This is a genomic window from Parabacteroides sp. PFB2-10 (assembly GCF_029893085.1).
In the GTDB taxonomy this organism is placed as follows: Bacteria; Bacteroidota; Bacteroidia; order Bacteroidales; family Tannerellaceae; genus QVMG01.
This window is the reverse complement of the sequence record NZ_JARXWI010000002.1, coordinates 270372-282641: the sequence shown is the minus strand read 5'-3', so window position 1 is coordinate 282641 and position 12270 is coordinate 270372. Positions and strand designations below refer to the sequence as shown.

12 protein-coding genes are annotated in these 12270 nt (G+C 44.1%); 10 read left to right on the top strand and 2 right to left on the bottom strand.

Annotated features, from left to right (window positions below; all coding sequences use genetic code 11):
• The first annotated feature begins 7 nt into the window (after window positions 1–7).
• The 4 genes from M2137_RS03050 to M2137_RS03035 are packed head-to-tail and all read left to right on the top strand — an operon-like array spanning window position 8 to window position 2951.
• Complete coding sequence (locus tag M2137_RS03050; RefSeq protein WP_280764987.1) at window positions 8–421, top strand: ATP-binding protein; 414 nt, start codon at window positions 8–10, stop codon at window positions 419–421.
• Between the two features lie 21 nt (window positions 422–442).
• Window positions 443–1822, top strand: a complete 1380-nt coding sequence (locus M2137_RS03045; protein ID WP_280764986.1) for a [Fe-Fe] hydrogenase large subunit C-terminal domain-containing protein — start codon at window positions 443–445, stop codon at window positions 1820–1822.
• Window positions 1809–2153: a serine kinase gene (locus M2137_RS03040; RefSeq protein ID WP_280764985.1), complete on the top strand. Its 345-nt coding sequence runs from the start codon at window positions 1809–1811 to the stop codon at window positions 2151–2153. Before M2137_RS03045 ends, M2137_RS03040 begins: the two co-directional genes overlap by 14 nt.
• Window positions 2154–2210: 57 nt before the next feature.
• Entirely contained in the window at window positions 2211–2951 is a 741-nt protein-coding gene (locus M2137_RS03035; RefSeq protein ID WP_280764984.1) for a PHP domain-containing protein, read from the top strand.
• A 279-nt stretch (window positions 2952–3230) separates the two neighbouring features.
• On the opposite strand, the gene M2137_RS03030 is transcribed toward M2137_RS03035, so the two are convergent.
• Entirely contained in the window at window positions 3231–4418 is a 1188-nt protein-coding gene (locus M2137_RS03030; protein ID WP_280764983.1) for a DUF4861 domain-containing protein, read from the bottom strand.
• 164 nt (window positions 4419–4582) lie between these two features.
• Here M2137_RS03030 and M2137_RS03025 point away from each other — a divergent pair, with 164 nt between their 5' ends.
• Complete coding sequence (locus M2137_RS03025; protein WP_280764982.1) at window positions 4583–5620, top strand: DUF6383 domain-containing protein; 1038 nt, start codon at window positions 4583–4585, stop codon at window positions 5618–5620.
• 30 nt (window positions 5621–5650) lie between these two features.
• On the opposite strand, the gene M2137_RS03020 is transcribed toward M2137_RS03025, so the two are convergent.
• A complete protein-coding gene (locus tag M2137_RS03020) occupies window positions 5651–6940 on the bottom strand; it encodes an AAA family ATPase (protein WP_280764981.1) in 1290 nt (429 codons plus the stop codon).
• Window positions 6941–7165: 225 nt separating this feature from the next.
• Here M2137_RS03020 and M2137_RS03015 point away from each other — a divergent pair, with 225 nt between their 5' ends.
• The 5 genes from M2137_RS03015 to M2137_RS02995 all read left to right on the top strand — a co-directional run bounded on the left by M2137_RS03015 (window position 7166) and on the right by M2137_RS02995 (window position 11953).
• Window positions 7166–8044 (top strand): DUF3078 domain-containing protein, encoded by an 879-nt coding sequence (locus M2137_RS03015; RefSeq protein ID WP_280764980.1) that lies wholly within the window; start codon window positions 7166–7168, stop codon window positions 8042–8044.
• Between the two features lie 141 nt (window positions 8045–8185).
• Window positions 8186–8695: a TlpA disulfide reductase family protein gene (locus M2137_RS03010; protein WP_280765051.1), complete on the top strand. Its 510-nt coding sequence runs from the start codon at window positions 8186–8188 to the stop codon at window positions 8693–8695.
• 52 nt (window positions 8696–8747) lie between these two features.
• The gene (locus M2137_RS03005) at window positions 8748–10478 is read left to right on the top strand and encodes a bifunctional metallophosphatase/5'-nucleotidase (protein ID WP_348538024.1); all 1731 of its coding nucleotides are present in this window, start codon (window positions 8748–8750) and stop codon (window positions 10476–10478) included.
• An 11-nt stretch (window positions 10479–10489) separates the two neighbouring features.
• A complete protein-coding gene (gene lipB, locus M2137_RS03000) occupies window positions 10490–11155 on the top strand; it encodes a lipoyl(octanoyl) transferase LipB (RefSeq protein ID WP_280764978.1) in 666 nt (221 codons plus the stop codon).
• Between the two features lie 204 nt (window positions 11156–11359).
• A complete protein-coding gene (locus tag M2137_RS02995; protein WP_280764977.1) occupies window positions 11360–11953 on the top strand; it encodes a sigma-70 family RNA polymerase sigma factor in 594 nt (197 codons plus the stop codon).
• Window positions 11954–12270 lie beyond the last annotated feature (317 nt).

The following is a 12270-nucleotide window of genomic DNA, read 5'->3' as shown; positions in this document are numbered from 1 at the left end:
GCGGACTATGCGATTCAGATACGAACTGGAAGGTGGCAACTTCTCGAGAGCCGGATATGCTTCGAGTGAGATCAAGAAAACTCTAAAGCAGTTATCGGTTGATCCGAAGATCATCAAGCGGATAGTCGTGGCTTTGTATGAGGCGGAAGTGAATGTGGTAGCCCATGCCTGGCGAGGCGAAGTCCTGGCGGAAGTCGATGCCGAGAAGATAACGATACGCTTGAAAGACGAAGGACCGGGCATACCCGATATACCGCTGGCTATGCAGGAGGGCTATTCCACCGCTTCGGAGGCGGTGCGGGAGATGGGATTCGGTGCCGGTATGGGACTGCCCAATATGAAGAAGAATGTGGACGAACTAACCGTCGAAAGCCAGGTAGGCATAGGAACAGAGGTGTATATGCTTACCAGGTTCTCATAAGATTAGAGGAGGAAATGTAACATGAAAGAAGATAATTTTTATCATGCGCTCGAGATCGACAATGATCTTTGCATGGGGTGTACGCGCTGTATGACGAAATGCCCGACGCGTGCTATCCGTATCAAGGATGGCAAAGCCACGATACACAAAGACTGGTGTGTGGATTGCGGAGAATGTCTGAAAACATGTCCGGTTCATGCTATCTATGTGGGGCAGGACGACTTCCAACGCATTTTCGATTATACATGCCGGGTGGCTTTGGTGCCGACCGTTTTTACCGGACAATTCTCCAAGTATACAACGGAGAAAGAGATCATGAGCGCGATCTATGAATTGGGCTTTACGCATATCTTCCCGGTGGAATTTACCACCGATATGGTCTGCCGGGAGATGATCCGACAGATGGAGAATGCCGATGAGAAGCCGGTGATCAGCTCTTTTTGCCCGGCTATTGTACGCTTGATACAGGTACGATTCCCGGTGTTGGTAGATAATATCCTTTTGGTGAAGCCCCCGGTGAATGCCTCGGCTACCTATTACCATAAGGTGTTGGAAGACGAAGGGTTCACACCGGACGAGATCGGTATATTTTACGTCACTCCCTGTGCGGCGAAGATTGCCGCCCTGAAAAGCGAAGAGGGCTATGAAGCAGCCATTCGCGGGGTGATTAATATGGATACCTTATATAATAAGGTGTATCATGTTTTGAAAAACCGCCCTAAAGATCATAAGTCCGATTGCGAATTACCTCCTTCACTTACCAAGAAAGAGATGCGTTGGAGCCAGACCGGTGGCGAATCCAAGCATTTTCCGGGACGTAGCCTGGCGATCGATGAGATACATAATGTGATTGATTTCCTGGAACGCATGGAGACGACGGATGAGGTGCGCAATGTGGACTTCCTGGAGTTGCGTGCCTGTAGCCGTAGTTGTGCCGGTGGGGTATTGACGGTGGCCAACCGTTTCCTTACCGCCGAGCGTATGATGAAGCGATCGGTCAACCGCGATAAGGTGCCGATGATCTATGCTGCCGAGAATATCGATGCGTTGGCTTATCTGAAGCAGCACATTATGATGCCGCCGATACCACCCAAACCCAAACTATTGTACGACGGACCGCGGGAAGAGATTCTGAAAAAGATGGAACAGGTACGCAACCTGATGTGCTACCTTCCGGGAATCGATTGCGGCGCCTGCGGCAGTCCGAACTGCCGGAGCCTGGCGGAAGATATTGTTCGTCATGAAGCGCAGTTCAGTGATTGTGTCTTTATGCAGCGTAATATGGAAAAACACGGAAAGCTGGATAAAGAACATGCTTTCCGCCTGATAGAAAAAACATGGGGCAAAGATCGCCTCAATAAAGATTGTTATAAGAAAGGAGCCAAATATGAAGGTCAATGAATTAGTAAACAAACTTCACCTTACCCTTTTTTGCGGAGAAGGTGGCATGAATAATAAGATAACCGGAGGGTACACCAGTGACCTGTTGAGCGATGTGATGGGGAATGCCGAAGAGGGCATGATATGGATCACCTTGCAAACCCACCAGAATGTAATGGCAGTAGCCGCCTTGAAAGATATGGCGGCTGTCCTGTTAGTCAACGGACTGAAACCCGACAAAGAGATGTTGGAAAAAGGAGAGAGTGAAGATGTGCCCATTCTGGGAACCACGCTTTCGGCTTTTGAGGTGAGTGGGAAAATCTATGAGATAATTATGAATTATGAATTATGAATTATGGATTTCAGGGATATTATCTTCTTTCATAATTCATAATTCATAATTTCTTTCATGACCCAATACAAAGTAGACCTCCACATCCACACCTGTCTTTCTCCCTGCGGGAGCCTGGAGATGAGCCCGTCACGGATTGTCGACAGAGCTATCGAGCAGGGATTGTCTGCCATTGCCATCACCGATCATAATGCCACGCAGCAATATCCCGCCATCAGGGAGTTGGGAGAGGAGAGGGGATTGGTTGTTTTTCCGGGAGTAGAGGTCGCTACCCGGGAGGAGGTGCATTGCGTGGTCTTGTTCCCTTCCGATGATGTCCGGGTCGAATTTCAAGCCTATATAGACAGGTATCTGCCTCATATACCCAACAACCCCGAACGCATGGGCGATCAGGTATGGGTCAACCGCAACCAGGAGATCGAAGGAGAGATTCCCTGGTCGCTCATCTCCGGCATCGATCAAAGCATCAATGAGGTAGCTACCTATGCCAAACAGCAGGATTGCCTGTTTATTCCTGCCCATATCGAACGACCTTCGTATAGCCTTATCAGCCAGTTGGGTTTTATAGACCCGACGCTTCTCGTCGACGCCCTTGAATACAATAATCAGGAACGTTTTGATTCTCTGATAGGAAAAAACAATTATCTCAAACACTATGTTTCCTTCACTGCCTCCGATGCCCATTTCCCTTCGCAGATAGGCGAGAGACCCTCTTTCCTCGAAGCCGATAGCCTCTCTTTTGATTCTCTCCGGAAAGCTTGCCGCAAAGACAACGGTTACCTTTTACGGAAAACCTGATTTAGACATCTCGCAACAATGTGAATGAATGTTAATATATTCATTTTTGCCAAAACAACCAACTTACGATTTGTAATTTCGGCAGGACTTTGCGCGCAAAAAAGCGGGACTTTGAAAACAAACTCCCGGGAGAAACACTTTTTAACGTATGGATTTGTAAGTAAAACGACTGTTTTGCTTACAAACGATATTTTAACATTTCAGTATGGGTTGTTCTAAAACAAAAGGCTCCCTCCTGAATGAGAAAGCCTTTTGTTCTGAACTATTATAGCAAGGATCTTATTTAACGGATACGCTTAATGGGTTGTTTACTTTTTCTGTGAAGTTGCGCATGTAAGTAAACCAATTTTCGGCTGATTCGAAGCCATACTTGCTCCATCCGCCACCAAAGTAATAGGTATAGTCGCTGCCCGGTTTGTAATCGCTGATGGCTAATACATGGCCATACGCAGGAGCTGCTTCTTTCAGCGGTTGGGTGCGCGGAACAACAGCACCAACAAAGATCTGGCCATTTAGCGGATCGATCGGATCGGCATAGGCAATGTATCCCTTTTCTGCATTGGCTTCGTACACCTCACTCGGAGCATGCATAACAAGTCCTGTGGCCAAAGGGGTTGTCTCCGTCAGGTTCTCGAACCGGATAGTTGCTTTATTCAGCTGCGAACCGGCATCGAGTGAAATGATACGGTTTTCGATCACGTTTTCGTTTTCGCCTACTTTCAACGGGTTATAGGTCAGAGAAACGGTGAAACGCAACGGTCCGTTATCTAAAATGGTATAGGTTTTATAGGCATACGGCATGATAAGTCCCTCTGCGTTCATCAAAGCGGAGGTGCCGGCTCCCAGTGTCGGGCCAACGGAGTAATAATCGAGTCCGTCGCCATGATCCACATGATAGGAAACCGACTGGGCAAGTTCCTGGGCTGCTTTCGGATCACTTTTGCGTAGTTCGGCTATCTGAGCGAGCGTCTCAGGGTTCAGCTCTTTTGCGTAACGGGCTTCTACCACCGGATAGGCCACCTTCTTAGCCCAGATATCATAACCAAATGCGCGTTCACCGGTAGCCTGAAGAGCTGGTCCGTAGGCACGGAAGGCCACCCGGTCGTTCTCCCAGGCTATATCATCGACGCGCTCGGGATATTGTTTTCCGGTTGCAATCGTTTCGTATGCCTGAGGTGTTCCGGCTTTTAGGGTATAGACACGCTGTGCATCGGCTTCTACGGATGCCTGGAGAATAATCATCTGATCATGAGTGATCTGATAAGGGATTTCAAGGCCGTCGGCATCCGTAATGATAAACCCGTCGGCATAGCGTGCCTGGATTGCGGCTGTCTGGGAAGCCGAGATTTCAATCATTTCCTGTTGTCTGTCTAAAGCAAGGGGGTTGGCAACCGTGATTTGCAGATCTTTTTTCTCACCACAGGCAGTAAGCATGGCCACTACCAGGAGCATAATCATTTTCTTCATACGTACACTCTGTTTTAAAAAGGTAAATTTATGGGCGCAAATATACGAAGAAGCTAAGATTTTACTGGGCTAAAATTAGGACAAACTGCAAGAAAAGGGTGGGGGATACAAAAGAATTACCTAATTTTGCTATTCAGATTAATCCTACATGAAAATATATGTTTATGAATAAGAAATTATTTTATGTGGTTATGGCCGGATCTCTCCTGATGGGATCTACTGTTTATGGCCAATTCAATCCATCAGCCACACGGGCTGGGAGCTCCTCTGAGTGGGTGATGGAATTCTTTCGGGTAAACGATCCGGCTTCGTTCCTTTATGAAGATGCCAACAGCAACTATTCGAAAGAGAAAGGGATGAATTATTTAGGCGTAGAAAGTAAAGGCAACAAGAGTAATAATGCCATGATTGTTAAGTACACACGGGGAAAGATCATGCCGCAATACCTGGTGATGCTTGGAAAATCAATCGAATACGAAACGGAGATGCTTTGTTCGATCTGTCACGATCCGGCCTGCAGCCACTCCAAAGAGGAGGTCAATTATACATCTGCCCGTTTCCTGGTCAGCTTGAAAGACTCTGTTGATTATTACCAAAATAATAAGGCCATGTTGGAAAAGTTTCTCTGGAATGGCTATACCCGCCTGGCTTTTGTGGATGGGAAACTCTATGGTGACTCGGTGTTGGTGATACAAAACTCTTCGTTGCCGGCCAAAGCCAACCGGATCAATGTGGTCGATGTCGATGAAAAGGGCGAAGGCAAACACTTACCGGTACTCTTCTCATTCCGCCTGCTTTCGACAGATAATGAGGATGGAGAATTTATGATTGAGTCGCATGCCGACCGAGTGGGTGCCGGATGGGCAGAATGGATCAAAATACAGAATGGGGTGCCGGTTCTTGTGGAAACGGTTTTCGGCGCCAATCAGGTGAGCGAAAGCGAAGTGTTCGATGTGGTTTATTCCCGGGAAGACCCAGTGGCTACCCTGGAGGTGCCCGAAGCGCGCATAGCTGTGCTGTCGGATTACGGCACGGTGACGGTGAAAGGGGCTGCCGGGAAGCGGGTGACGCTGGTGAATCCGGCCGGACAGGTGATCATTAGCCGCCGGTTGGCATCCGACGAAACGGTTATTTCAGCACCGGCAGGCGTTGTGATCGTGTCGATCGATGACCAGTTCTCAACCAAGGTATTGGTGAAATAGCAAACAAGGTTCACTTTGTCTGTGCTAAATTCATGAAGGAACAGCGATTGCATATAAAGGAATATTGACAAGCCATTCTTCCAATCTATAATCAGACATGGAACAACGCAAGGCTACTTCGGGATCGTATTTTTCGCAATAGGACTTCAAGCTCTTAGCTTTTAGATTTTCTTCGGCTTTCACCTCTATAGGGATAAGATTTCCTTCGTGTTGCACAACAAAATCAACCTCCGCCAAGCCTCCATCGGCCGACCAATAAGCGACAGGTATATCTCTATTTACGATTTGTTGTAATACGTATTGTTCTGTGAGTGAACCTTTGAATTCTTCAAAGATAGCATTACCGTTTAATAATGTTTTTACATCAATATCACCCATCGCTGCCAGCAATCCTACATCAATTATGTATAGTTTGAATGCAGAACTCTCTTCGTACGCTTTCAGTGGAATGCCAGGTTTCGATATTCGATTGATTTGATAAACCAAACCACAATCGATGAGCCATGACAATGCCATCTCGTATTCTTTGGCACGGGCTCCTTTTTTTATTAAACCGTAAACAAATTTCTTATTTTCTTTGGCAAGTTGGGTAGGAATCGAGTTCCATAGCATTCGAATACGAGGCACTATTTCGTTGGGCGCGTGTTTCGAAAAATCCTGTTCATAGGAGATTAGTATATCCTTTTGAATCCTTCTTATTTCATTAAAATCATTTTCTTGAATAAACGTAGACACAACTTCCGGCATGCCTCCTACATAATAATATTGACGTAATAAATGGATGTATTTATCTTTAAAAGTCTTGATAAGTATCCAGTCTTTGTTCTTTAACAGGTCTAATAAGTCCTCTTCTTTGACAGCCAACAGGAATTCTTCAAAGTTCAACGGATAAAGATCCATAAATTCAACCTTGCCAACAGGAAAGGATTTGGTACTATGCAAAGCTACTCCCAACAAAGAACCGGCTGCTATGACATGATACTCTGGGGCATTCTCCTGAAAATACTTCAATGAGGTAAGTCCCCCTTCAGCTTCTTGTATCTCATCAAGAATAATTAGAGTATCCGTCGCATTGATTCTTACCCCGGTCTCGATTTGCAAGGCGGCAATAACACGTTGAATATCGAAGTCTGAAGAAAAAAGAGATTGTAATCCTTTTGAACTTTCAAAGTTGACATACGCAGTTTGTGCATATTCTTGCTTACCAAACTCCTTAATCAACCATGTTTTGCCCACTTGACGAGCTCCCTTGACAATAAGGGGTTTTCTGTTTACCTTTGCCTTCCACTTTTTGAGTGTCTCTATGGCTAATCTTTCCATATTTTAGTCAAATTACATTTTATCGAACGAATAATTGCGTAAATATACAAAATATCGAACGAATAATCTCGCTATCACACACAAAAGTGAACGAATAAAACAAAAAAGAAGAGGTTTGTTTGTTTCCACCTATTGCTTGGAAGTCTCATTTCCTTAAACAAATGGTTATTTAACTTGTTTTATAAGTAGATAAATATAGATGTATAATTTAAGAAAAATAGAAAGATGAAACGTTTACTGTTTACACTGGTGATGATTTTTTCCGTTGTAGCATTGTATGCACAAGATGACAAAGGGTATAAAGATGGTGAGTGGGTGCTTTCGGGCGTGACGGGCTTAAACCTGTCTCAAACGGCTATGAGCAACTGGTCGGCCGGGGGAGAGAATTCGGTTGCCGGAAATGCTTACCTGAATGGCTCCTTGTTGCACAAAAGTGGAAACTGGCTTTGGCAAAACACCTTGGTGTTAGATTATGGCTTGTCGCAAAACAAGACCAACGGGACACAGAAGACTAATGATAATATCAATTTCACGACCCAGCTGGGGTATTCCACCAATAATAAATGGTTCTACACCCTGATGGGCGACTTCAAGACACAGTTTGCCCATGGCTACAAGTATCCTGACCGGGACAACTATATTTCCACCTTTATGGCTCCTGCCTATTCGAATATCTCGTTAGGTCTGGAGTTCCGGCCGAAGGCTAATTATTCGATCTATCTATCTCCCATTTCCGGAAAGATGACCTTTGTAAACGATGATTACCTGTCGGATCTGGGGTCGTTTGGTGTGGATCCGGGAAAGCGTTTCAAAGCTGAATTCGGTGCCTATCTGAAAGCACGTGTTGAGCAACCGGTGATGGAAAACGTAAACCTGGTATCTACGGTTGATTTCTTTACTCCGTATAATGATCAGTTTGGCAATGTGGATGTTAACTGGGATATATTAATCAGCATGAAGGTTAATAAGTTCCTTTCTGCCACCCTGAATACAACCTTGAAATACGATAACGATGTGAAGACGGTCGATGCTGAAGGTAATCGCAAAGGGGCGAAGGTACAATTGAAAGAGGTGTTAGGAGTTGGCATAGCCTATCATTTCTAAAAAACAGACATTACTTTCTTAGTCCTTGATTTTGTTGGCTTGCAGAGAAAAAAGAATCTGCAAGGTTAATTTTATGTATTCTAATTGAAGTGATTTTGTTTGATTACCATTATCTTTGTGGTAAATAACACCATGAAAAATATGAAAGCGTATGTATTGACTCTTTGTCTGTTTTTGGCAACTGTCATGGCAAAGGCACAAACCTCCGAACAGGATATCGTGAAAGTAGGCGACGCCATGCCGTCATTTACTATATCCCTTGACGATGGAAAAAAGATCAACTCCAATATTTATGCAGGCAAAGTAGTTCTGATTAACTTTTTTGCCACCTGGTGTCCTCCCTGCCAGAAGGAACTGGCAGAAGTACAAGCAACCTTATGGCCAAAATATCAAAACAATAAAGACTTCATCCTCCTGACAATCGGACGTGAACATTCGGTGGCAGACCTGCTTACCTATAATGAAAAGAAAGGATTTACGTTTCCTTTGTATCCGGATAAAGACCGGTCGATTTATGGAGCCTTTGCCAAAAGTCTGATCCCCCGTACCTATCTGATCGATAAGAAAGGGAAAGTAGTCATGGCTACGGTTGGTTTCAATCAGGAAGATTATCAAAACTTATTAGCAAAAATAGAGGAGTTACTTAAATAAAAAGGGAGAATTATCTCCCTTATTTTGTTTATTCATGAAATATAACCGAAACATAAAACGATTGTTCTTTTATATTCTATTATGTTCTATTTCTTGTGGCATATCAGCACAGACAGAGACGATAGAGTTAAAGTTTATAGAGACCAGCGATATACATGGGAATTATTTCCCTTTTGATTACATAGAACAACAGGAGTCAAAGGGAGGATTGTCACGTGTCCATACGTATGTAGAGCAACAACGCACGCTGTTTGGAGAGAATCTCCTCTTGTTTGATAATGGCGATATCCTTGATGGCCAGCCTTCTGTTTATTATTACAATTACATGGATACGGTATCTGCGCACCTATGTGGCGAAGTGATGAATTATATGCGTTATGATGCCGGCAATTTCGGGAATCATGATATTGAAACCGGAGAAGCAGTGATGAATAGATGGGCACGGCAATGTGCGTTTCCGATCCTCTGCGCGAATCTGTTGCAAAAGTCAGATAACAGTATCTATACGCAGCCTTATGCTGTGTATGAAAGGGAAGGAGTCCGTATCGCTGTACTGGGATTGACCACGGCTGCAACTCCGGCCTGGGTATGTAAAAGCCTTTGGGAGAATCTATATTTTGAAGAAATGGAAGAGGCGGCTCAGAAATGGATGCGAACCATTCGTGAAAAGGAAAAGCCTGATATTGTGATAGGTCTCTTCCATTCCGGGAAAGACACCCGTATCCTGTCCGATCGGTATACGGATGATTTCTCTTTGCAAATAGCCCAGCAGGTTCCCGGATTCGACATTATCATGATGGGACACGATCATATTCCTTATTGTGAGAAGATTGTCAATATCGCAGGCGATAGTGTGTTATTAGTGAATCCCGGACATAATGGGATGAAGGTGGCCGATATTTCGATGAAACTCCACCGGGTTGACGGACAAATCACCGGAAAACAGCTGAAAGGAGCCCTGGTTGAGATGGATTCTATCGAGCCGGATAAGGCTTTCCTGGAAAAGTTTAACTCGGCTCACCAGACTATTCAGCAGTTTGTTTCTAAGAAGATCGGAGTCTTTACCGAGACGATCACCACACGCCCGGCCTATTTCGGCTCTTCCGCCTTTGTAGATTTTATTCATGAGCTGCAATTAGACATAAGCGGGGCTGATATTTCATTTGCTTCTCCTCTATCTTTTGATGCGCAAATCGAAAGAGGGAATGTGCGTATCGGGGATATGTTTAAACTCTACAAGTATAAGAATCTCATTTATACAATGGAGCTGACAGGCAAAGAAATACGGAATTACCTGGAAGAATCGTACGGTATATGGACACAGCAGATGACATCTCCCGAAGATCATATGTTACTATTAAAAAACAGTACCTATGGCGGAAAAGAGCAGTTTGCCAATATGTATTATTATTTTGATTCGGCTGCCGGTATTATCTATACGGTGGATGTGACGAAAGAAAAAGGAGAAAAGGTGAATATCCTCTGTATGAGCGACGGACGGCCGTTTTATGAAGATAAACTTTACGATGTAGCATTGACCTCATACCGGGGAAATGGAGGAGGAGAACTCTTAACGAAAGGCGCCGGTATCTCTGTCGATGAACTGGATAATCGCATTAAAACGATCTCGGAAAATGATTTCCGTTATTACCTGATTAATTATATCAAAGAAAATAAAGTCATACATCCGCGCGAATTGAATCACTGGAAGTTTATACCGGAAGATTGGGTTACCATTGCTACGGAAAAAGATTACCAGTATTTATTCGGCGAAAAAGACTGACCCACCTGTTTATGGAACCATATAAATATATAGACTTAGGACGCATCGACTATGCGGAAGCACTGGAACGGCAGACGGCTACATTCGATCTTTTATTGGATGCCAAAAGAAAGGAGGAAGAAGGCGAGTCGATCCTCTATTTCTGCGAGCATCATCCGGTATTCACCTTGGGGAAAAGCGGAAAGAAAGAGAATTTGTTGATTCCGGAAGAGGTATTGAAAGAACGGGGAGCCTCGCTCTATTATATCAACCGGGGAGGGGACATCACCTATCATGGCCCCGGGCAGATTACCGGATATCCGGTATTTGACCTGGAGAGATGGTCTATTGGCTTGAAGGAGTATATCCACCGCCTGGAGCAAGTAATCATTGATTTCCTTGCGTTGTACGGCCTGAAAGGAGAACGCTTGGAGGAGGCGACCGGGGTTTGGATAGAGCCGGAGGTAAAAGGAAGAGCGCGTAAGATCTGCGCTATCGGTGTGAAAAGCAGCCGCTTTGTAACCATGCATGGCTTTGCCCTGAATATAAATACCGACTTATCCTATTTCTCATTGATTAATCCCTGTGGATTTATCGATAAAGGGGTGACCTCTTTAGCGCAAGAACTGGGCGAAAAACAAGACTTTGAAAAGGCAAAAGAGGAGCTGCAGAAGTGTTTTTCGACCTATTTTACGTAACTAAAACAGGGGAGTTTGTACTGAAAACCGTCCGTTTTGTTGTGGAAACCGGGGTAAAAGGGACAAATTGAGGACTTTCCGGAATAAATAATTTGCCCGATTGAAATAGTTTTCTTTAATTTGTATTCGAAATAATCTAAGTTTAACTAAAAAACAAATTGCCTATAGCATATACATTACTCTATAAATCAAATTATATAAGTAATGAATACATTGAAATCAATGACCGACGAGCAGTTGGTTGTTTTGTATGCTAAAGGTGAAAACGCAGCTTTTGACGTATTACTTAATCGTTATAAGAAAAGCATCCACTCCTATATTTATTACATCGTACACAACAGAGACCTGACAGAAGATATCTTTCAGGAAACTTTCGTGAAGGTAATCATGACCATCAAGCAGGGACGTTATACGGAAAACGGCAAGTTTAAAGCCTGGATTACCCGTATTGCGCACAACCTGATTATTGACCATTTCCGCCAGGAACGCAGTGAAAACACCCTTTCCAATGATGATGTAGAGGTTGACTTGTTCAACAATATCAAATTGTGCGACCGCACGATCGAAGACAAAATGGTACGCACACAGGTGCTTTCGGATGTAAAGAAACTGATCCGCTTTTTGCCGGAAAGCCAGCGCGAGGTATTGGAAATGCGCTATTACCAGGATTTAAGCTTCAAAGAAATTGCCGATCTGACCGGTGTTAGCATAAATACAGCACTGGGACGTATGCGCTATGCCATCCTGAATATGCGCCGCATGGCTGAAGAGAACCGGATGGAACTTTCTTTAGCATAATAAGTTAAGAAATTATGATTTTCATGCAATAAAGTTGAGGCGGTATCGTTTTATAGGTAAACAACAATAAAACAAGGTTTGCCTATGAAGAGAATATCTACTCAGCGTATGTTTGAAAATAGTAACATAAGAAAAAGCAGCCGTAAAAAGGCAACAGGCACTCCACGTCAGCAGACGTTGGATTTTTTAGCTCAATTTGCACGGGTTTACAGAGTTGAACCTGCCTTACGACAGGATCTCTGTTCGTTCGTTTTGAACTAAGAAGCTGCAAAAAGAGGGTATCCATGAGGGTATCCTTTTTTTGTATATCTTTGCAA

Coding starts and splice junctions, on each gene's coding strand:
- M2137_RS03020 (WP_280764981.1), bottom strand. CDS start 6,940: ATGGAAAGATTAGCCATAGAGACACTCAAAAAGTGGAAGGCAAAGGTA.
- M2137_RS03050 (WP_280764987.1), top strand. CDS start 8: ATGCGATTCAGATACGAACTGGAAGGTGGCAACTTCTCGAGAGCCGGA.
- M2137_RS02995 (WP_280764977.1), top strand. CDS start 11,360: ATGAATACATTGAAATCAATGACCGACGAGCAGTTGGTTGTTTTGTAT.
- M2137_RS03025 (WP_280764982.1), top strand. CDS start 4,583: ATGAATAAGAAATTATTTTATGTGGTTATGGCCGGATCTCTCCTGATG.
- M2137_RS03035 (WP_280764984.1), top strand. CDS start 2,211: ATGACCCAATACAAAGTAGACCTCCACATCCACACCTGTCTTTCTCCC.
- M2137_RS03045 (WP_280764986.1), top strand. CDS start 443: ATGAAAGAAGATAATTTTTATCATGCGCTCGAGATCGACAATGATCTT.
- lipB (WP_280764978.1), top strand. CDS start 10,490: ATGGAACCATATAAATATATAGACTTAGGACGCATCGACTATGCGGAA.
- M2137_RS03015 (WP_280764980.1), top strand. CDS start 7,166: ATGAAACGTTTACTGTTTACACTGGTGATGATTTTTTCCGTTGTAGCA.
- M2137_RS03010 (WP_280765051.1), top strand. CDS start 8,186: ATGAAAGCGTATGTATTGACTCTTTGTCTGTTTTTGGCAACTGTCATG.
- M2137_RS03040 (WP_280764985.1), top strand. CDS start 1,809: ATGAAGGTCAATGAATTAGTAAACAAACTTCACCTTACCCTTTTTTGC.
- M2137_RS03030 (WP_280764983.1), bottom strand. CDS start 4,418: ATGAAGAAAATGATTATGCTCCTGGTAGTGGCCATGCTTACTGCCTGT.